Here is a 19,891-nt window from a genome sequence, read left to right as displayed (position 1 = left end):
GTCACGCGGCGTTGCTGCCAACGCCGCGTGGTGTCCGCGCGCGTGGCCAAACCCCGTTATCATGACCGTTTCGTGCATGCAGAACTCGGCCGCCGTGCGGAGCATGAATCCATCGGGCGATCCGAGTCTGAATCCCTTATGACAAGTCTGTTGAATGCCCTTCGTACACTCGCCACCGGCGTGCTGCTGGCCTCGGTTGCCGCCGTGGCATGCGCGCAGGAGGGTCCGCCGAAGGTACGCTGGGATATTGAAGTCGTGCAGGACGGGCGCAGTGTCGACCATTTTGGCGCAACGACCACGGTCGGCCAAGCGAAGTCGGAGACACACAAGCGTAGCGTCGTGCATGAGCTCGGTTGCCAGAACCAACCGGTGGCCAGCATCGAGTTGTCGCGCACGCTGACCGTGTCGCCGACCCACGTTGACGGCGGCAAGGCGGTTCTGTCGCTGGACGTACAGGAGATCTTTGAGGATACGCGTGCCGCACAGACCGCCGAGGGTTGTGCGCTGCCACCGCAGCCGCGTCGAGTCACCGCTGTCCATCCCGGCCTGCTCGTGCCGCCCGGGCGAACGGTAGCGTGGAAGCTGGTGGACCACGACCCGCAACTCGTCTATCGCGTACAGGCGAGCATTGTGGAACAGTGAACGGGTGATGAACTCGCGTAAGGATAGTCGACCGATGCGACACGGCGATACCTTGCCCAGCGTGCCGCGCACCGGCGACAAGGAATTCGTCGCCGTCAGTTGGAATCTGCATAAGGGCCGCTCGCCGCTCGGCTTGCAGGCATGGCAGTCGATGCAACGCTGGATGCAGGCAACGCCGGCCGACCTGTATTTCCTGCAGGAGGCCATGGCGCGCCGGATGCCCGCGCCCGTGCTGGCCAGCAATGGCTTCGGCGAGCCGCTGCAAGGCGCGCTTACCGACGTATGGCAGTGCCAGGCTACCGAAATAGCGCAAGCATTGCGCTTACAGCTGGCGCTCGGGCCAAATGTGTTCAAGCCATCGTGGCGACACGGCAATGCGATCCTGTCGCCGCATCCGCTCGACCTAGGAGGGCGCTGGGACATTTCCGCGCACCGCTTCGAGAAGCGGGGTTTGCTGGTGGCACGCGCGACGCTTTACAACACGCCGATCACATTGCTGTGCGTCCATCTGGCGCTCACCCGCCAGTCACGATTGCGCCAGATGAACTGGATCGCCCATTGGATCGCCCGCGAGGCGGCAACCGGCCCGTTGGTGCTCGCCGGCGATTTTAACGACTGGAAGAACGACTCGGAGCCGTTGTTCGCCGAGATCGGTTTGCGCGAGGTGGCCTCAACGCTGGGCGAGGCTGGCAAGACGTTTCCCGCATTCTCGCCCGCGCTGGCGCTGGACAAGATGTTCGTACGGGGCATCACGCCAATGCAATGGCTCGAGCCCGCACCCCGCACCGCGTGGTTATCGGATCACTTGCCGTACATAGCGCGGTTGCGGCTGGACTAGGACGGGTCCACGGCGTTGCAACGCGCCTACTACTCGTTGCCCCGCGTGCCGCTGGTTGCGTCTGGCGACGCGCCATTGTCCAAGCACCGGATAACTTTGCCGCGACGCGGTAAAATGGTAACGTGCCTAATTTATTTAGCCAGACCGTCGCGCGTGCCGGGCCCGACGGCCATCGATCCGACTGAAACACCATGAGCAACCTGACCCAACAAACCGTTCTCAGCGTGCATCACTGGACTGACACGCTGTTCAGTTTCACTTGCACCCGCGATCCGGGCTTTCGATTCGATAACGGTCAGTTCACCATGGTCGGCCTGGAAGTGGATGGCAAACCGCTGCTGCGCGCGTACAGCCTGGCGAGCGCGAACTACGAGGAAAACCTCGAATTCCTGAGTATCAAGGTGCAGGACGGCCCGCTCACATCGCGGCTGCAGCACCTGAAAGTGGGCGATCAGGTCTACATTGGCAAGAAACCGACCGGCACACTGGTAGTCGACAATCTGTTGCCCGGCAAGACGCTGTGGCTGCTCTCCACCGGCACCGGCCTGGCTCCGTTCATGTCGGTCATCAAGGACCCGGACGTCTACGATCGCTACGAGAAGATCGTGCTCACGCATACCTGCCGTTTCGTCGATGAGCTTGCGTACAAGGAGTACATCACCGAGCATTTGCCGCAGCACGAGCACATCGGCGAGCTGATCCGCGACAAACTGGTGTATTTCCCGACCGTGACGCGTGAGCCGTTCCAGAATCGCGGACGCATCACGGAGCTGATTGAAACGGGCGGATTGTTCGAGCGGCTCGGCGTGCCGCCGTTCTCGATCGACAACGACCGCATCATGTTGTGTGGGAGTCCGCATATGCTGCGTGACACACGGCAACTGCTCGATGGCATGGGCTTCACCGAAGGCAGCAATTCGGCTCCGGGCCACTATGTGGTCGAAAAGGCCTTTGTCGGTTGACACGCCGGACCACGGGCGAAATCATCGCCAGGTCGCTGTCCGCCGTGACCGTGATTTGAGGATGATGAGCATGTCGCGACTCGGCACGGCTTCGTCGAGCAGGCTTTGCAGCACCCTATGCAACGTTGCGAAGCGACAGCGTCTTGGGCGCTCGGTGCCCGGTGAGCTTGGGCGTATCATGGCACATGATGCCGCCGCCGCAACACGCCGAATTGCAGACCGCCCAGCCGTCAATATGACGACGCGCCGATAGCCGATAATGGCAACGGTGGCCGTGCTCCCGCACGGCCACCGGTCACTCAGTGCATCACGTCAAAATGCCACATAGGGACCATTGCCTGATGGTGTGGACTTGCCGCTGATCGCCACCGCCACGCGCCGCCCATAGAAAAACGGCATGCCTAGGTCGAAGTAGTGGGGCATCGGTCCGGCCAAATCGTTGAACGCAAACGTATTAGGCGTGCTGAGCAGCATCGACGCATTGCCCACGTTGAGATTGACGGCCTGGGTGGCACCATTTGCGCCCGTCACGGTGAGGATCTTGGTTTGTTGGCCAGGCGGGCAATAGAACGGGTTGCCGGAACCGCACACGGGCAACGACGCGTCGGTAAAGAACAGGCCGTTGGAGCCGGTATCGGTGAACCCGGTGATCCTCGAGCCGTTGTACGTCGCGCTGAAGCTACCGGAATCATCGGTGGTCGATACCATCACACCGCTGCCCAGCTGGTTGTTGGATGCGGTGCCGATACCCAGCAACAAGGTGCCGCTGACCGAAGACTGTCCCGAGGGGCCGATCGCGGGCATATCGACGATTACGCCATTGTTGTCGATCGGCACGTTCGCCACCGGGTTCGCGATCTGTTGGGCAAGCGGCACGACGGTCTGCACGCAGTTGGACGCACTCGCGCAGTTGAAGTAGGAACTGGCGGCCGCATTGGTCGCGCATCGGTTGCCGCAGTCCACGGCTGCCACCCCGACACCGAGGATGCCGCGAGAATGCAACTCCGACGTGGTGTTCTCTGAGCGACCTACGACGCAGTCGGATGGCACTGTCGTGAATTTAGTATCACCGATTAAATGGATCGGGATCGCATTGGCGGTCCGCCCACCTAGCGTCACGTCAGCAATGCGCACCGAACCGAACGAATATCCGTCCGCGAACAACGCGCACGATGCAAGCGGCGCATTCGAATTGGGCACGGTGGCCTGCTGCAGCGCGCCGCGCAATGTGGGTGACAATTCCGCGGCGACCACTCGTAAGCCATACGAACCCGTGTCGAGTTGGATGTTGTCAAGCGTCTGGCACCGCGCGGCGTTACCGGCTGCGCAGATGGTGACGGACACAGTGCCGATGTTGGCCACCCGGTCGAGCCCCCGTGCCACCGTGATCGGCACAACGTTGGCCGCCAGGGGAGCGGAACTGACCGCCGAATTGGAATGGCCGCCGCTTCCGCACGCGGCCAGCGTCATGGCGCCCATGAGCGCCGCGGCGCGCCATGTGAGCCCGCGGCGTGTATTGACTAGGGTCACGATAGCACTCCTGTGTTCAGCGGATATCCGCTTCGGTCATGCCGGCCGGCAAGGCCCGCGGTAGGAAGGCTTGCCCGCTGAAGTCGCCCATGTGCCCGCCCGAATGTACGACTAAGTCACCGCTGCGCATCCACACCGGCCCGTGGCCGCCCTGGTCGCGGCGTTGCATCTGGATATCGCTGACGTACTGTGGGAAGTAGGTACCCAGCAACGTGCGCATCTCGGGCATTTGAGGACCGGACCAGGCGATGCCGATTACGGTGCCATCGGCGATGTACTCGCGTACCACGGTGCCGGTGGGTAGCATGGTCTGCTGCACGGTATAGGGGGTGGTCGTTGCGCTGGCGCCGGACGCCGTCGATGGCGACGCGGCAACGGCCGCGCGCAGCGTGGCCTGGCTGGATGCGGCGTTGCTCGCGTAGCTCGGCGCGCTGCCAAGGGCGGCGCACGCGTCGTGTGCCACCAGTACCACGCCGAACGTGGCACCAGCTAGTGCGGTGCACGCTGTTTGGATATTCATTTTGGCTTCCTCCTTGAAACACTGCCTTTTCACCGGTTTTCCCGGCACGCCCAGGCCATGTACGCGATGTAACGAATCACACCCGACTTCGTCGGCGCCGCCCGAAGCCGTTGACGGCGCACCGCCAGGACCCGCGCCTGCGGTGCCCCGTTCCTGTTCCAATGGATTGCAATCGTACGCAGCGACGCATTTGCGCGCCCATCTTTTACTCAATCTCAGCGCCCAAGACTGGTCAATAGATCATCGACCTGGGGCTGATTGGTGACGCTGTCGGTACGCCCTTCGGGATTAATCTGCGGACCATAGGGCAGGCTCAACGGACTCCCCGTCAAGATGGGGCATGCGCGGCGGCGAGCGGCTCATGCCGATCGGCCGACATGTCCTCGGGCAACTGCACGTTGTTGGCTTATGTCGACACGGGCACTTTCTGCAGGAACGAACGCGTGTCGGCCATCAGTGTACGCACTTGCTCGCCGTCGATCGGTGCGCCATACCACGCTGCCCAACGTGAATCGCGTTTCGTAGAACACTCACGGTGCCTAAATCGGAAAGGAGTATCCCGCCCGCGCTGGAAGGTTTCTATATATGGAGAAAATATTCCTACATGAGCACGGTGCAAATTACACATCGGCAATAGGCCAGTGGCGTGTGGCACAACTCTTAAACCTTTAAGAACAACAAGTTGGCAACGTACTCGCAGGCTGGTTCGAATCTTGCCCCCGCCCCGCCTCGCCTCGCGGTTGAGCGTGGCATGATAGGGTCCATTGGAACTGCGTGGCGACGGACAGTGCTTCCCAGCGCCTTCGCCTTCGCCTTCGCCGCGTCGTGATGTGCGAGTGGCTTTCGTCGCGCCTCACGATGTGCTAATGCGGCGCAATGGATCGGAATGCAATATTGCGCCGATGTTTCGCACTGTAACAAAATTAAGGTTTTGAAAAATTGCTCGAATTCCTCGCTTTCGCCTAGATAATAAAACTTCCGATCGCGATATCGCGATCCGTCGGACTGACCGCAACTGCGGCATACTGGCGGTCCGATTCGCCGATTTTTTTCCGCGTTGCCCACACGCAGCGCCTCCAGCAACGAGGCGCAGGGCGATTTTTCGTAAGGAGAGCACGCAATGCGTATCGCACAAATCGCACCGCTGCACGAAGCTGTGCCGCCCAAGCTCTACGGAGGCACCGAGCGCGTGGTGTCATACCTGACGGAAGGGCTGGTGGAGCTGGGTCACGATGTGACACTGTTCGCGAGCGGCGATTCGCATACTTCGGCACGCCTTGAAGCGGCGTGGCCCCGCGCATTGCGCCTGGACCCGTCCATCCGCGACTGGATGGCGCCGCATATGTTGATGCTCGAACAGGTGCGCCGCGTGGCCCACGAGTTCGACATCCTGCATTTTCACCTCGATTATTTGCCGTTTCCCCTGTTCTCGCAGATCGACACGCCGTTCGTCACCACACTTCATGGGCGCCTAGACCTGCCGGAGCTGCAACCGATCTTTGACAGCTTCCCGCAGGCACACGTCATTTCGATCTCGGATTCGCAGCGTGGGCCGCTGCCGCGTGCCGGGTGGGTCGATACCATCTATCATGGACTGCCGGAAAACCTACTCGTGCCGCAAACGGACATCAAGCCGACGTACTTGGCGTTCCTAGGCCGCATCTGCCCGGAAAAGCGCGTCGATCACGCGATCCGCATCGCCGCGCAGGCCAGTCTGCCGCTGAAAATCGCCGCCAAGGTCGACAAGGTCGATCGCGAATACTTCAAGAATGAGATCGAGCCTCTACTCTCACTCGGCGATGTCGAGTTCATTGGCGAAATCAACGAAGCACAGAAGCCGGCTTTCTTGTCCGGTGCGAAAGCGTTGTTGTTCCCGATTGACTGGTGTGAGCCGTTCGGACTAGTCATGATCGAATCGATGGCATGTGGCACGCCGGTGATCGCTTTCAACCGCGGCTCAGTGCCCGAGGTGGTCGAGCACGGCGTAACCGGCTTCATTTGCGAGGATGTCAACGGCGCAGTGGCCGCGTTGTCGCAGGTAGAGGCGCTGTCCCGCGAACAAATCCGCGCGCGCTTCGAACAGCGTTTCACGGCGCGGATCATGGCACAGCATTACGTCGACGCGTATGCGTCACTGGCGCGCGGCGCGCGCCAGCCGATGCTTCGCAAGGTCGCGGCAGGCTGACAAAGCCGCCCGCGTGGCGGCATCGATCGCATCGGTCTATGCGCCGCCACCCGCAGTGTATGTCGCTCCTCGCCCCATCTATTATGGCTATGACGACGACTATCTCCGTTTTAAGCGGGCTCGCGCTGCGGCGCGAGCAATGCGCGCAAATGGTGGGCGACACCGGCCTCGAAATTGTTGCCGATGCGCGGGACATGGGGTAGCCGCGCGATCAATCGGGGGTTGGCGTTGCCCATCATGAACGGGTGTCCGACTGACTCCAGCATGTCGATGTCGTTCATGTTGTCGCCGAATGCGATGCACCGTTCGGCCGGCAGGCCAAGTTGCTCGAGCACGAGTGCCAGCGCACGTCCCTTCGACACGCTAGCGGCCATCACCTCGAGGCAATCGGGCAGCGAATACGTCACGTACAACGCATCCCCGAAATGCCGGGCCAGGTTACGCTCGATAACGCGCAGGTCAGCGGTGTCTCCGATGTACAGTACCTTCGCCACCCCTTGGCCATCATGTGCCGCGAGGTTGGCAACCTCGTAGCGAAACCCGGAATCCTGATGGAACGTCAACAGCTGAGGCGCTTCGCGATCGATCAGCCATGCATCGTCGACAAACAAATTGACGATGACACGGCCATGCGTGCCGGCGATATCGGGCGCCATTAGCCGCTTGACGATATCCGCGGGCAGATCGTGCGCATGAATGCGGTTGTCTCGCGCATCGTGCACGCGCGCGCCGTTGGAAGTGACCAGATACGGCCGGATGCCGAGCCGGTCACGGATTCCCGCAACGTCGCGGAAATGTCGCCCGGTCGCGATCACAAAATGCAGGCCGCGCGCTTGCAACTCTTGCAGCGTGGCGACAGTGAACGGATCGACCTGGTGATCGCTATTGAGCAGCGTGCCGTCCAGATCAGTGGCGATGACTTGGTACATAGATAGGTCACTGAGAACGAAGTACGCTGGCGAGATACGGCTTGCACGTACGGCCGCGTGCTACTCACGCGCGTGAAACGCGCTAAAGCATACCACTTTAACGCCACTTCAGCGCAGCATGCTCGGCGATTGTGCGGCGGCCATCGACGCCAGGCGCAACGCGCCATCGGCCGAATCTCCAGCCGGAGATACGAAGCGAACCCTCACTGCAGTTCCGACATATTTCGCCATCGGCAATGCCAGACCGCTGCATAGCGCCGCCGGCAGGTTCTCGCCGGCGTCCAGTGTAGCGACCATCGCGTTGATATCGCGGCCGTCCAGCGCGCGCTGTGCGTGCACGATGGCGCGCAAACCAAGCCAAGCGCCGCTCGCCTCGTCACCCGATGGAAATCCATAATCACTGGCTGCCCTGAACTGGCGCCTTTACCGCTCGGTAAGTTAAGGCTTGTCTTCCCCTTTATTTGCCGGATCGGCTGCACGCGCCACCGGAATACTATTCGTGACACAGCGGCCCACCCGACGGTCGTGTTGCTCAGTTGCCGGCAAAGCATGCACGACAGCTTCAATCATCGCGACTGGCAAGACCGCCTTACCTCGATTGCGCAGCAGTTCGATTTGAGATGCGACTTGCTGTGCCGGGTCACCTGAACCGCATTTCACTCGGCAGCATGGAAGGCATGCGCTAACACTTCCCCGGCATGGGCGAATAGCGTATTGTCGGCAGGTATCTTGCGCAACTACGATTGTGCTCGGTACCTTCGAGCGCAAACTTGGGCCACCGTCATCGACGCAAAGACGACAGACGGCCCATGTCCGGTGGACATGGGCCGTCTGGATCGATGCGTATCCGCCTGCGGGCGGACCGGCAAGCCGTTTAGTGGAGCTTCTTCGGCAGTTGCTGGCTACGCAGGCGACGCTGCAGGCGCTTGACTGCGGCGGCCTTCTTACGCTTGCGCACAGCCGTCGGCTTCTCGTACGACTGGCGCTCGCGCAACTCGGCGATCAGGCCATTGCGCTCGATGGTTCGGCGAAAGCGGCGGATCGCCACTTCGAACGGCTCGTTTTCCTTGATAACAATCGTGGTCATGTTGTCCCTGGCTGGTTCAATACATTCATCGCCCTGGCGCCTTGCATTGCCGCTTTCCCCCCGCTCACGCAAGATGCGTCGACACGCGGAAGCCCGATGGGCGCGCAGCAGTATTGACGGTGCCCGGAAAATCGGACCACAACTGCGCCGCCCGCATGATGGCGGGCAGGCCCTCAGGGAATATAGGGGGAAGCAAACGCGTAGGCGGGCGCGATGAGAAGCGGTGGAACACCGGAACAGGTCAACCGGGACACCCTTCTCGCTCCAAAGCGTGGCAGGATAGCATAGACTCCAGCGTTTTTCCAGCGTCTCGGATCATCGCGGTGTGAATCATCGTCGCAACAATCGCCGCCGTCGGTGCACGTCGGGGCCGCAACGCCCGGATCGGGCATCTAAGCCCGCTACTGCTTTTCCATGACGAGCAAAATGCTGGATTTGTCGGGGCTTTGGACAAACATTTCCAGCTGCGTATCGTGCATCATGGCGATCCCGCTTGCCGAGGTATTCGGGTAGGCGCAACCGGCGCCGCCATTGAAATTCAGCGTCGCGTCATAGACGTTGCTGTCTACGCGCGGCGCGAGCGTACCGGAAAACTGACAATGCTGTGATAGGCCGACGATGCTCCCCTTGGCGTCCACGGTGAGCCGCAGGGCATCGAAATCGACTTGTGTTTTCCGGTGAGCCATCCCCGCGCCGCAAAAGCTGCCGGTCGCGGCCACCAACGTCGCTCGGGCCCAGCACGGATCATAGCGCGCATTCAGCTGTGCCGTTCTGCCGTCCGCATAGGTCGCCTTGGCCGCGATCGCTTGGCGGGCCGCATACCTGCCGCTCCAGGTCAGCGTCGTTACGCCTGGGTCGCCGTAGTTGTAGTCGATGCCGCTGCCATGGGCGACGCTCCCGTCCCCCGACGCGATCGTACCTGCGACCACGCCGGCCAGCGCACTCGGTATGTCGGCCTTCATGTATCGCACATAGAAACGGCCATCATCCAGCACCAGGATCCGGGCGGACTGTCCGTTCCAGGTTCCCGAATACGGGCCGACGATACCCGTCGGCGACACCTGGCTACCGTTGCACGCCGCCACCGCCACACTCAACACGCCTACCACCGCCATAATTGCCCGCATTTTTCCTCTCTTGTCGATATTCAGGCTTTTTGCGGCCGATGATTTTAAGAATTGAAATTAAGGCGGCGCTAAAATTGCCCAATCAGTAACGTTGGCGACTGCCTGGCATAGTCGCGTTCGCGCCACGGTTGCCAATCTCGTGCGTATGCACACCGTACTCGGTCGTGGTCTGAGCAATCAACCGTCCCAACGCAGGATTGCCCGGGTACCCATACGTCATGTCCTGGATGAAGAACGGCACCTCGTTGCTCGTGTAAGTTCCTCAAAAATGAGCGTTGCGGTTTACGTAGTAGCCGGCATTGACTAGACAGCGCACATCGGAAACGATAAGGGTATCGACGTTCAGCACACGACAGCGTTCGCCGATGATGCGATGGCCGTCGATGGCCGCTTGCCGATCGACGCGCCATGACGTCCGATTTGCCGGGCGCCCGGCCCACCATCACAATAATAGAGGATATCAAGATGCCCGCCACCCCCGCGACGGATCGTTATTCCAAGCCCGCCATTTTCTTGCACTGGGCGATTTTCCTGCTCGTTGCACTCGCCTATGTCGCGATCGAGGTACGCGGCCCGAAGGGCAGCGACAGCCGCACATTCTGGAACACAATTCATTTCTGTTCCGGCTCGCTGGTACTGGCCCTCGCGTCGCTGCGGTTACTCTGGCGCCTGTGGCACGGGGTGCCCGCGGAGGTCGAGTCGACACGCATACTGGTGTTCCTTGCGCGCGTCGTGCACTTGGCGCTGTACCTGTTCATCTTCACGCAGCCGCTGCTCGGCATCCTGATGGTCAACGCCGGTGGCAACCCGGTCTCGCTGCCGATCGTCGGGCTGGACATCCGGCTGATCGGCGCGGATCCTGTCGCGCGGCCACTGCTCAAGGCAATGCACAAGTTCACCGGCAACCTGTTCTACTGGGTGATCGGATTGCATGCGTTGGCCGCGATCGGCCGTCACGTGCTGCTGCGGGACCGGACGCTGCGCCGGATGCTGTAGCCCATGCGCCGCGCGCGGCCGGCGCGGCACCGGCCGTCAGCCCAGATGTCGACGACCCGACGCGCATCGAACGCCGGATTTTCCTATTGCAGTTCGGCCGCCACCCGACTCGTCGTCGCTCGACCATGTCCGAGTCCGAATGGTCAAGTGTCAGGAAGAGAGAGGCCCTGCAGGCTCACACACTCGAGAACCCGTACTACACCAACGCTTCGCAACTGCCGGTCGGCTTTACCAACGATCCGGTTAAGGCATTGGAGCACCAGGACGAGCTGCAGCGGAAATACACTGGCGGACCGGGCTTGCATCTGTATATGGCCGAGCCGCTGTCGTCGGCGCACGCACCTGTGTCACGCCACCTAGCAGATAATCAAGTAACTCGCGCACTGGACGGATTGCATGGCCGAACGGCAATGTTTCCGAGCCGCGAAAGAACAATCCTCGCCCGACGTCACCCGAGAGCGCATGGGCCAGCCTCATATCAATGCAAAACTGCCCATGCTTGCCAATGCCATCGCGCAGCCCGCACTGCTGCAGGCAGTCGAATCCGACCGTGCATCGCCGCGGCTTGGCGGCCCGCTGCAGCTTCTGCTCCTTCTCGAGATAGCTGGCCAGCCACGGCGTGCGCACGGCGCGCGCAGGCAGGCCGGCCACGCTCATGAACGTCACGATGTCCTCTGGCTTTGCCTCAACCAGCACCTTTTTGAAATTTGGATGCGCGTCACCTTCTTCCGTCACCGCGAACGCGGTGCCCAGTTGCACGGCGTTGGCGCCGAGGTCGAGCAGATGCCGAACCTGCTCGTGACTGTGGATCCCCCCCGCGACAATCAACGGGATATTCTCCATCTCCAGCCCAAGCGTCTTGAACAATTCGCGCGCGCCTTCCAGCACATGCTGGAACGCATAGTTCGGATGGTCGAACCCATCGAGCGTCGGCGCGCCGAGATGCCCAGCCGCATAACGAGGGTTCTCGATGATAATAGCGTCCGGCAGGCGGTTTCTGCGCATCCACTTTTTCAGCACCAGGCCGATACCGCGTGCATCCGACAAGATTGGAATCAACGCCACGTCCGGAAAGTCGGCAGTCAACTCCGGCAGGTCCAACGGCAGACCCGCGCCGACCACGACCGCACCTGCGCCACTTTCGCATGCCTGGGTGACGTATGAGGCATATGAGGACACCGCGCGCATCACGTTGACCGCAACCAAGCCATTGCCCGAAGCTAGCTGCAATGCGGCCGCTACTTCCCGGCGCAGCGCCTCCAGATTCAGCGAATCGATCAATTGCCGGTCGCGTGAACGCTGGCTTTGTTCCATTAAATCCGGATGGTGACGGCGCAAGTCCACACTCGAGATCGTGCCTACCGCGCCAAGCGATGCGACGGTTCCCGCCAGACGATGTGCAGACACGCCCACGCCCATGCCTCCCTGTACGATCGGCAGCAGTGTTCTGCTCTTGATCCTGAGGCGTTCGCATATGACATTTTGCACAAGCACGGTTAAACCTCTCGACGATGGCGGGCAAACCCGCTCAAAGCGACAGTGTGCGACACGCAGGGTTGGCGCACCTTAATCTTCGTCAACAAAATGCGCTGCCGGCGCGCACGCCTGGCACCACACATAAGCAGACCAACGCGTCACCTTGCCGCAACGTCGGACCGTACACGTGCGGGGACATCTGGCGCGCCAGCCGTGCCCCGCGCGAATCGCCGCGCGCGATGCCAAAAGGAGCGAATGACGCCCGTCGTGGACCACGACATCTTGGGCTTATACGTCGCTCGAGCGTTGGACCGAGCAGCGCGTTTGCACGGCTATCCGAAATCGCGCCCAACCGGCCAGGGAGCGGAATTTACATTCGTTGATGGAAGTTCGACAGGCGTTCCGATTACGGCATCGCTAGCGCCATTACGCCAATCATCAGTCATCGCCTATACGGCGATTCTGAGATCGCGCCAATACGTCGATCCAATTCGGCTCCGTAGCGGCGATCATTGACAGGTAGTGCGGGCGCGGTCCGAAAATGCGTTTAAGAGTCCAATAGATTGGGGCACCCAGGTCGCGAATGCGGTTGCTGGCTTGAGTGAGGTGAGTAGTGAGATTGTCGTCAAAACCGTGCAGCATGGCGAGTTCGGCGAGCGGCTGATCAATCAATCAAAGCGAACGCAGCGAATGTGGCAAGTAGCGGGCGACTTTAGCAATGATCGCGATGCCACGGGCAGCGGCCACTGGGATTGTATCGATGGTGGAAGACTGATCGACGACGAAAACATCGACAGCGTCGCATCATTCCAGCCCCCTACCAGCGATCACCAGTCACCCACCAGGTCCGGCGACAATACCTCCCGACTGGGGCGGCAATTGTACCGGGCTTGGCTGACCAAGACCCCGATTATCAGAACAGGAATATAGTAACAGGAGGGATTATTATGCTATCGATCTCAATAGTACTTTTTCTGTAAGCTTTCCAAAATGTCTTTAAAATCACCGTCTTTCAGCACACCTGTTTTGGCAGCATCCTGGAGGGCATTAGAGTAATAGCTCAAATAATACTTAAGCCCTTCCCTTCCCAGATTGTGGTCTGCCCTTGACAGCTCTTCCAATTTAAGTATGCGGGGAGCGAGCGACTCAGATAGTGATACACTATTCCCGGATAATTTAAGCTTAATCCTATTTAAATCAATAGGAATATTCATATTATCGTGTTCGTTAAAGTACGACTCGAATTTCTCGCAAACCTCGCTGAAATCGACCAAATTTGGGGTGCCCTGTTCCTGCTCCGCAGATTTTTGCAATAATATTGCTTGAGCTAACACCTTAAGCGCATCACTAAAGAAAAATGGGTTAGGTCTCTCACGCCATGGCTCGGTTTCCATTGCGCTGTGCCTAATTATGTCAAACAATGACGATACGTGTTCGTAGCGCCGATGGTGCTCTTCAGCAGGATCACCATAGACGTCCGACAGAGCGGCATAGTATTCGGGACCACGGTGATATAATTTATTTAGTGCTTTGATCACAAATGGAATACTATCGGCGTCGAGTCGAAACCTACGTATCAGCCTAAATACGAGTCGCTCAAGATTTTCATCTTTAATGTTATGATAGGACGTGTTTGGATTACTCTCCAATGTAGCCCTTATATTCTGTAGAAGGGGAGATGCCGGCTCGGCGCTGGCTCTCTCCACATCGGGTGATCGAGGTGCCAATGGAGTTGCAATTGGAGGCGCTCCCTCCGTTAAAAACGGTAACTGGATATTTTCATTATTTGGGTTGATGTGCTGCTCTGCCGGTGAAGCCCTCAATGCAGCGTTAGCCGCTTGGATGTCCGCAAAACTGGTGGCGATTACCTCCACTGGCTCCACTGTTAAGCGATCTGGTGTCCGGCTCTCCTTCGATAAGACGGATAGTTCAGGTCCGGAAGTAGGTGAAATAATATCCTTATCATTTGGGCTTAAAGTGTTCGGTGTATTGCCTCCGCAACCCACGAGCATCGTGATTACACTGAGCATAACCGACAGACCTTTAGGTTGCAGACAATGCTTTTTTTCATCCAAGTACCTTATTAACTGTATTAACTAACATCAGAAATTCTAATGAATTAGATCAATGGATTCAGCGCAACCTCCGCTACTTTTAGAGACTGTATGGGGAAAGCCGTTTGAGCAAGTGTTGCCAGGAACTGGGCTACGCAGTGACGCAAAAAGGGAAAACACGAAGGCATTCATGCGGATCAGTTCATTAGCGTCAAGCGGTCAAGCCATACAAAATAAGCCATAGGTGCTGTACGCTACTGATACCCTTGGGTGCGTGAGCCTTAATTTCCGCCTTAGGCGCCCAGGAACTGCCGCCTGACATTTATCCCCGCCCATACCGACGCCCGCTTTGCAGGCGCGTAACACCGTTGATTTGCCCATGTTACTGCGCCTGACCACACAGATAATGTCATCAAATTCAATCATCATTCATTCATCGCCCAATGCAACCGATGTTGCGGGTCGTCATTCTAACCAGCGCTTATAAGCTCACGGTACGCAAAACGTTATTGCTCACTTTACACGACCCGGATCTAGTAAATACTTGTCGTGTGTGAACATCATGACGGACCTGTCCGAATTTTTATAGGTGAGGCATATCATGAAAGGCGAAGTCATGGATAGGCCAATGAAAAAACGCACGGTAGCCTCTAGGCGGAGGCCCTTGGGCTGCTGCCTGAATCGCCTAAGGCATGGCTTGGGCAAGCTAGCGAAGGGAGTGATAACATCGCCCAGGGGCAGGACTTGATGCCGGCGTTCAACGAACTCAAGACCGGCGGTTGCCAGGAAATCCTGATTGCGGTGATCAACGATCAAGGGGACTGGCCGAGCCATCGGCGCAGCCTATCCCAGCACAGCGGCGCAGACCTGGATCGTGTATCTGATTTGCCACAGCATCGAATATGCCAGCCGGAAGGATCGCAAAACCGCCCCCCCAAGCAACGCTGTTCAATCGGTCCCGGTCAAGTTAAACACTCAGAGGCGGCTGACGCGCCCGCCCAGTAGGCCCCGATTAAACCTGCCCGATAAGAATTGATGCGTGAATATTTCCCGGTCTACATCTCTTGCAAGCCAGTGTGCAAATTCCAATGTCCATGCCTCGCTGCACAATGGGCAATTGTGTTCCCCCCTGATCCTAAGACGGCGTAATCGCTGAAGGCCGGGCCCACGTCCCACGGCGTCGGCATCTCGTCGCGTTGCTTCGCTCGCTCCAGGAGTGCGGCACAGATACGCGACTTGCGACAATGTCAGCAAGCCTCCCGGCAGCGAGCGAAGAATGGTGTGTTGTGTCGATAAGATGACTGAAATTAACCGGCAGCTCGCAACGTATTACAAACGCTCGAACAGCAGGCAACCACAGCAAACGGCAAACAGATAGTCCACGCGTGCACGCGCATTCGCAGCGCGTTGCCAGAAGCTAGGCGGCGCATGGTCAATATGGTGGGCGATGGTCTACGGCCCGACTACAGCCCCGCCACGGGCACGGCGTACCCTTGTCTATACTTGTTGTTTCGTCCCGTTTTAGGCCCGATTGTGTACCCGAACGAAGATTGACCAGCCGCCATGCGTACGCAACGTGTTGATTTAAAATTAAAAACTTTCGATCACCCACTGCCCTATGGCAGGCAGAAGTGAAGCGGCCAGCGCTCGGCAGGCTCCCCCTGCCACCCCCTCCCAATTCTCCAGAGCAATCGTCGGAGGACCCACGGGGGAAACCGGGCGGGCACGCGGCGGCGCGGGGCCTTACGAATTAGCAAAGTAAAATTAGGTCCGGGCATCGGGGACGGATGGGTACAAATTTGGGTACACTGAAAGTCCCAAGCTAGGCCATTCCGGGCCTTTTTCGACGCATAGCTTGCGCGCAAGAGCGAGCTAATTATTTGATTTTTCGACAAATTTGGCGCGCCCGGCTGGGATCGAACCAGCAACCCCTGCCTTCGGAGGGCAGTACTCTATCCATTGAGCTACGGGCGCATCATATTGAAGGGCATCCGAGGAAAACGGACGCTAAAGCAGTCCAAAAGTATAACGCAACTCGACTGTGTCGTCCATCCGATATGGGGGGAAATACCAGCCCCCAGCCATCGCGGGTCCCGCAACGATTCCCGTACATAGACGTCCCCGGCTTACCAAGCTCTCAGTAGGTGATGACACGGGGTAAAGATTGGCACCGGTACATTCGGGCTTTGATTGGGTAAACACCCGCTTGATCGCACGGGAAGCTCCGTCACGTCCCGTTTCTTTGCGTCTATAATCGATCGACGGTTGTTATCGGCAGTCGTTTTGGCAGGTCCTGTCGTTCGCTACCACGCTTTACCGAATCCATTGTTAGAGAGACGAGACAGCATGAGCGAAGCACACGAAGCCCCGATCAAAAATCCGAAGCAGCTCATCGCGCTGGTCATTGCCAGCTTTGCGCTCCCGGTCATCATCATTGCGCTGCTCGTCAGTTATGTGGACAACGCCACCCGCACCGGTGCCGGCACCGACGGTTTGTCGCACGAGCAGGTTTCCCGCCGTATTGCACCCGTAGCCCGCGTGGAGATCCGCGACGCGAGCACCCTAGGCGAAGTCCAACGCGCGTCCGACACATCGGCCGCCGCAACGCAATCCGCCGCGGCGGCAAGTAGCAGCAGCGCGCAAGCTGCAGCCGCCGCAATCGCCGCGATTTCTTCGGCGCCGCCGTCCGGCAGCGCCGCCACGTCCGCAAGCGCGGACGCCACGCAGGCTGGCAAGGCACTGTACCAGCAGGTCTGCCAAGCGTGTCATGCCGCCGGCATAGCCGGCGCACCGAAGCTCGGTGACAAGGCGGCCTGGGCGCCACGGCTAAAGGAGTCGATGGACACTGTCTACCACTACGCGCTGCACGGCAAAGGTGCGATGCCGCCCAAAGGCGGCTCGAACGCTTCCGATGCCGACGTGAAGGCGGCCGTTGACTATATGGTAGGCGCAGCCAAATAGCCGGATCGGCACGAAGCGGCGCAGTCAACCCGTCTGCAAACTTTAGGCCCGCGCGGCGCGTCGGCTGTCCACGGCGCGCCGCTGTGTTAGCGCCGCTGTGTTAACATCCCGGTCCCAGCGAACCACATCGTTCGACGCGACGCATCCGTGCAGCGCGCGTCGTCGCCCTCCGCTACGCTCCATGTATAGCCTAAACCCCGCGCAAAGTGCCGCCGTCACCTATCTCGACGGCCCCTGCCTCGTGCTTGCCGGTGCCGGTAGCGGTAAGACGCGTGTCATCACGCAGAAGATCGCTTATCTGATCGAGGCAAAAGGTTTCGAGCCACGTCGCATTGCAGCGGTCACCTTCACGAACAAGGCGGCAGCCGAAATGCGCGAACGGGTTGGCAAGCTGCTCGAGGGCAAAACGCTGACGACGCCTGGCAAGGAAGGCCGCAAAGTGCCCGTTAATCAGCTGACGGTATGCACGTTCCATTCACTAGGCGTGCAGATCCTGCGTCAGGAAGCAGCACATGTCGGTTTGAAGCCGCAATTCTCGATCATGGACGCGGACGATTGCTTCGCCATGATCCAGGAGCAGGTCGGCACGACGGATAAGGGACTGATTCGCAGGATCCAGTCGATCATTTCGCTGTGGAAAAACGGCATGGTCACGCCGGAGCAAGCCAGTGTGCTCGCGCAGAATGAGGACGAGATGCAGGCGGCAATCGTATTCCGCAATTACGCGGCAACGCTGCACGCGTATCAGGCGGTAGACTTCGACGACTTGATCCGGCTGCCCACGGAATTGTTCCGCGACAATGAGCCGGTGCGCGACAAATGGCAGAACCGGCTGCGCTACCTGCTGGTGGACGAGTACCAGGACACCAACGCGTGTCAGTACGAGCTGCTGAAGCTGATCGCCGGCCCGCGCGCGGCGTTCACGGCAGTCGGCGACGATGACCAGGCGATCTACGGCTGGCGCGGCGCGACATTGGAGAATCTTGCGCAATTGCAAGTGGACTTCCCTCGTCTGAAGGTCATCAAACTCGAGCAAAATTACCGCTCGACGGTGCGCATCCTGAACGCCGCGAACAGCGTGATCGCACAAAACCCGAAACTGTTCGAGAAGAAGCTGTGGTCCGAACATGGCATGGGTGACACGATTACCGTGACGCCATGCAATGACGAAGAGCACGAAGCGGAATCGGTGGTGTTCCGCCTATCAGCGCACAAGTTCGAACGCCGCGCGCAGTTCCGCGACTATGCGATCCTATACCGGGGCAACTTCCAGGCCCGGATCTTCGAGCAGGTGCTGCGCCGCGAGCGTATCCCGTACGTGTTGTCCGGCGGACAGTCGTTCTTCGATCGCGCCGAAATCAAGGACATCTGCGCCTATCTCCGGCTGATCGCTAATCACGACGACGATCCGGCGTTCATCCGCGCGATCACCACGCCGCGCCGCGGTGTGGGCAACACGACGCTAGAGGCGCTCGGTTCGTTTGCCGGCCAGGCGAAGGTGTCGCTGTTCGAGGCAGTCTATATGGGCGGCATTGAGGCGCGGCTGTCGCCACGTCAGATCGAGCCGCTGCGGGTGTTCTGCGATTTCATTCAGCGCATCGCGGCACGGGCCGGCACCGACCCGGCAACGACGCTGCTGGATGACCTGATGGAAGCCATCCATTACGAAGCGTACCTGTATGACGCATTCGACGAGCGCCAGGCGCAGACCAAGTGGACGAACGTGCTCGAGTTCCTCGAATGGCTCAAGAAGAAAGGCACGAAACCGGAGCGCGACGCCACGCTCGGCGGAGCCGACAAGCCGGGCGGCGAGGATGCCGACGACGATGACGAACAACATGCATACGGCTACGATAATGCGGACGGACTGGCCGATACCGGCAAGAACCTGCTGGGTTTGATTCAGACCGTCGCACTGATGTCGATGCTCGATGGCAAGGACGAGGATCCGGACGCGGTACGCCTGTCCACCATCCATGCGTCGAAGGGCCTCGAGTATCCACACGTATTTTTGGTGGGCGTCGAGGAAGGCATTCTTCCGCACCGAGGTGGCGCCGATGATGAGCCGATCGACGACGCGCGGATCGAGGAGGAGCGCCGCCTGATGTATGTCGCGATCACGCGTGCACAGCGCAGCTTGCATCTGAACTATTGCAAGAAGCGAAAGCGCGCGAGGGAGACGCTCGTGTGCGAGCCGTCCCGCTTTATTGCGGAAATGCGTCTGGACGATGCGCCGCCGCCCACGCAGGACGAAGCGCCGATGACGCCCAAGGACCGGCTGGCGAGCCTGAAGGCCTTGCTGCAGAAACAGCCAGGCTGAATACCGTCACGCCGCGCAGCGGACGCGGTACGGCACGGCACGGCACGCCGCTGCCAGTCAGCGCCCGTGATGCGGCCGACGGCCTGGCAATCATCGAAAAGGCGCGTGAAAGCGCGGCAACCGGACGGCGCGTGGGCTTCGCACAATGAAAGCCCGTGCGGGTTCGCCGCCGTCGGCCACCACGACTGGCGCGTCCCGATCCGGATCGGCGCGGACACCGCATGCCGCACGCGCGAGCCGATTGACACAGCGGCGCGCGGCGCG

At 59.8% G+C, this 19,891-nt stretch carries 17 protein-coding genes, 1 tRNA gene and 3 pseudogenes; 10 read left to right on the top strand and 11 right to left on the bottom strand.

What is annotated here, in order from left to right; all coding sequences use genetic code 11:
• The first annotated feature begins 150 nt into the window (after positions 1-150).
• The 3 genes from KQH55_RS00510 to KQH55_RS00500 all read left to right on the top strand — a co-directional run bounded on the left by KQH55_RS00510 (position 151) and on the right by KQH55_RS00500 (position 2,442).
• Positions 151-642, top strand: a complete 492-nt coding sequence (locus KQH55_RS00510; RefSeq protein ID WP_212667369.1) for a hypothetical protein — start codon at positions 151-153, stop codon at positions 640-642.
• Positions 643-676: 34 nt separating this feature from the next.
• A complete protein-coding gene (locus KQH55_RS00505) occupies positions 677-1,480 on the top strand; it encodes an endonuclease/exonuclease/phosphatase family protein (RefSeq protein ID WP_076787504.1) in 804 nt (267 codons plus the stop codon).
• A gap of 191 nt (positions 1,481-1,671) precedes the next feature.
• Positions 1,672-2,442 (top strand): ferredoxin--NADP reductase, encoded by a 771-nt coding sequence (locus KQH55_RS00500; protein ID WP_076796794.1) that lies wholly within the window; start codon positions 1,672-1,674, stop codon positions 2,440-2,442.
• A 312-nt stretch (positions 2,443-2,754) separates the two neighbouring features.
• Here KQH55_RS00500 and KQH55_RS00495 read toward each other — a convergent pair whose 3' ends face one another.
• The 3 genes from KQH55_RS00495 to KQH55_RS00485 form a co-directional block, all read right to left on the bottom strand.
• Complete coding sequence (locus tag KQH55_RS00495) at positions 2,755-3,972, bottom strand: DUF3443 domain-containing protein (protein WP_235089976.1); 1,218 nt, start codon at positions 3,970-3,972, stop codon at positions 2,755-2,757.
• A 16-nt stretch (positions 3,973-3,988) separates the two neighbouring features.
• Entirely contained in the window at positions 3,989-4,492 is a 504-nt protein-coding gene (locus KQH55_RS00490) for a DUF2844 domain-containing protein (protein WP_076787509.1), read from the bottom strand.
• Positions 4,493-4,707: 215 nt separating this feature from the next.
• The gene (locus KQH55_RS00485) at positions 4,708-4,809 is read right to left on the bottom strand and encodes a protein phosphatase CheZ (protein ID WP_076785700.1); all 102 of its coding nucleotides are present in this window, start codon (positions 4,807-4,809) and stop codon (positions 4,708-4,710) included.
• Positions 4,810-5,612: 803 nt separating this feature from the next.
• Here KQH55_RS00485 and KQH55_RS00480 point away from each other — a divergent pair.
• Complete coding sequence (locus KQH55_RS00480; RefSeq protein WP_235089975.1) at positions 5,613-6,677, top strand: glycosyltransferase family 4 protein; 1,065 nt, start codon at positions 5,613-5,615, stop codon at positions 6,675-6,677.
• Positions 6,678-6,787: 110 nt separating this feature from the next.
• On the opposite strand, the gene KQH55_RS00475 is transcribed toward KQH55_RS00480, so the two are convergent.
• From KQH55_RS00475 to KQH55_RS00455, 5 genes and pseudogenes are all read right to left on the bottom strand, one after another.
• Positions 6,788-7,606 carry a Cof-type HAD-IIB family hydrolase gene (locus tag KQH55_RS00475; RefSeq protein ID WP_076796791.1) on the bottom strand — a complete coding sequence of 273 codons (819 nt, stop codon included), beginning with the start codon at positions 7,604-7,606 and terminating at the stop codon, positions 6,788-6,790.
• Between the two features lie 108 nt (positions 7,607-7,714).
• Positions 7,715-7,945 (bottom strand): hypothetical protein, encoded by a 231-nt coding sequence (locus KQH55_RS00470; protein WP_139337427.1) that lies wholly within the window; start codon positions 7,943-7,945, stop codon positions 7,715-7,717.
• Positions 7,946-8,480: 535 nt separating this feature from the next.
• Positions 8,481-8,693, bottom strand: a complete 213-nt coding sequence (gene rpsU, locus KQH55_RS00465) for a 30S ribosomal protein S21 (protein ID WP_041752963.1) — start codon at positions 8,691-8,693, stop codon at positions 8,481-8,483.
• 401 nt (positions 8,694-9,094) lie between these two features.
• Positions 9,095-9,820: a hypothetical protein gene (locus KQH55_RS00460; protein ID WP_235089974.1), complete on the bottom strand. Its 726-nt coding sequence runs from the start codon at positions 9,818-9,820 to the stop codon at positions 9,095-9,097.
• Between the two features lie 133 nt (positions 9,821-9,953).
• Positions 9,954-10,217, bottom strand: a pseudogene (locus KQH55_RS00455) (3,4-dihydroxyphenylacetate 2,3-dioxygenase); the annotation flags it as partial.
• A gap of 68 nt (positions 10,218-10,285) precedes the next feature.
• Between KQH55_RS00455 and KQH55_RS00450 the strand changes: the two are divergent.
• Together KQH55_RS00450 and KQH55_RS00445 are read left to right on the top strand one after the other, a co-directional pair.
• Positions 10,286-10,816 carry a cytochrome b gene (locus KQH55_RS00450; RefSeq protein ID WP_076787512.1) on the top strand — a complete coding sequence of 177 codons (531 nt, stop codon included), beginning with the start codon at positions 10,286-10,288 and terminating at the stop codon, positions 10,814-10,816.
• 125 nt (positions 10,817-10,941) lie between these two features.
• Positions 10,942-11,094 (top strand): annotated as a pseudogene (locus KQH55_RS00445) (hypothetical protein); the annotation flags it as partial.
• On the opposite strand, the gene KQH55_RS00440 reads toward KQH55_RS00445, so the two are convergent.
• Entirely contained in the window at positions 11,060-12,235 is a 1,176-nt protein-coding gene (locus KQH55_RS00440; RefSeq protein ID WP_235089992.1) for a nitronate monooxygenase family protein, read from the bottom strand. The pseudogene KQH55_RS00445 and the gene KQH55_RS00440 sit on opposite strands and share 35 nt — an antisense overlap.
• Positions 12,236-12,520: 285 nt before the next feature.
• Here KQH55_RS00440 and KQH55_RS00435 point away from each other — a divergent pair.
• Positions 12,521-12,667 (top strand): annotated as a pseudogene (locus KQH55_RS00435) (IS3 family transposase); the annotation flags it as partial.
• A gap of 222 nt (positions 12,668-12,889) precedes the next feature.
• On the top strand, positions 12,890-13,222 hold the full coding sequence (locus tag KQH55_RS16745; protein WP_212667368.1) for a hypothetical protein: 333 nt from the start codon (positions 12,890-12,892) through the stop codon (positions 13,220-13,222).
• Positions 13,223-13,251: 29 nt separating this feature from the next.
• On the opposite strand, the gene KQH55_RS00425 is transcribed toward KQH55_RS16745, so the two are convergent.
• The gene (locus tag KQH55_RS00425; protein WP_139337425.1) at positions 13,252-14,367 is read right to left on the bottom strand and encodes a hypothetical protein; all 1,116 of its coding nucleotides are present in this window, start codon (positions 14,365-14,367) and stop codon (positions 13,252-13,254) included.
• A 1,877-nt stretch (positions 14,368-16,244) separates the two neighbouring features.
• Positions 16,245-16,320, bottom strand: a tRNA-Arg gene (locus KQH55_RS00415).
• A gap of 372 nt (positions 16,321-16,692) precedes the next feature.
• Between KQH55_RS00415 and KQH55_RS00410 the strand changes: the two genes are divergently transcribed.
• Together KQH55_RS00410 and KQH55_RS00405 are read left to right on the top strand one after the other, a co-directional pair.
• On the top strand, positions 16,693-17,307 hold the full coding sequence (locus KQH55_RS00410; protein WP_076796750.1) for a cytochrome c5 family protein: 615 nt from the start codon (positions 16,693-16,695) through the stop codon (positions 17,305-17,307).
• 181 nt (positions 17,308-17,488) lie between these two features.
• Entirely contained in the window at positions 17,489-19,627 is a 2,139-nt protein-coding gene (locus KQH55_RS00405; protein ID WP_235089973.1) for a UvrD-helicase domain-containing protein, read from the top strand.
• The last annotated feature ends 264 nt before the right edge of the window (positions 19,628-19,891 follow it).

Origin of the sequence: Mycetohabitans sp. B3, from assembly GCF_021498065.1 — a bacterium.
In the GTDB taxonomy this organism is placed as follows: Bacteria; Pseudomonadota; Gammaproteobacteria; order Burkholderiales; family Burkholderiaceae; genus Mycetohabitans.
Note: the sequence above shows the minus strand (reverse complement) of the source record. Positions and strands in the feature narration are given on the sequence as shown.

What these genes read in the sequence shown, in the direction of transcription:
- KQH55_RS00405 (WP_235089973.1), top strand. Translation starts at nt 17,489, where the DNA reads ATGTATAGCCTAAACCCCGCGCAAAGTGCCGCCGTCACCTATCTCGAC.
- KQH55_RS00500 (WP_076796794.1), top strand. Translation starts at nt 1,672, where the DNA reads ATGAGCAACCTGACCCAACAAACCGTTCTCAGCGTGCATCACTGGACT.
- KQH55_RS00460 (WP_235089974.1), bottom strand. Translation starts at nt 9,820, where the DNA reads ATGCGGGCAATTATGGCGGTGGTAGGCGTGTTGAGTGTGGCGGTGGCG.
- KQH55_RS00475 (WP_076796791.1), bottom strand. Translation starts at nt 7,606, where the DNA reads ATGTACCAAGTCATCGCCACTGATCTGGACGGCACGCTGCTCAATAGC.
- KQH55_RS00490 (WP_076787509.1), bottom strand. Translation starts at nt 4,492, where the DNA reads ATGAATATCCAAACAGCGTGCACCGCACTAGCTGGTGCCACGTTCGGC.
- rpsU (WP_041752963.1), bottom strand. Translation starts at nt 8,693, where the DNA reads ATGACCACGATTGTTATCAAGGAAAACGAGCCGTTCGAAGTGGCGATC.
- KQH55_RS00480 (WP_235089975.1), top strand. Translation starts at nt 5,613, where the DNA reads ATGCGTATCGCACAAATCGCACCGCTGCACGAAGCTGTGCCGCCCAAG.
- KQH55_RS00410 (WP_076796750.1), top strand. Translation starts at nt 16,693, where the DNA reads ATGAGCGAAGCACACGAAGCCCCGATCAAAAATCCGAAGCAGCTCATC.
- KQH55_RS00440 (WP_235089992.1), bottom strand. Translation starts at nt 12,235, where the DNA reads ATGGGCGTGGGCGTGTCTGCACATCGTCTGGCGGGAACCGTCGCATCG.
- KQH55_RS00505 (WP_076787504.1), top strand. Translation starts at nt 677, where the DNA reads ATGCGACACGGCGATACCTTGCCCAGCGTGCCGCGCACCGGCGACAAG.
- KQH55_RS00450 (WP_076787512.1), top strand. Translation starts at nt 10,286, where the DNA reads ATGCCCGCCACCCCCGCGACGGATCGTTATTCCAAGCCCGCCATTTTC.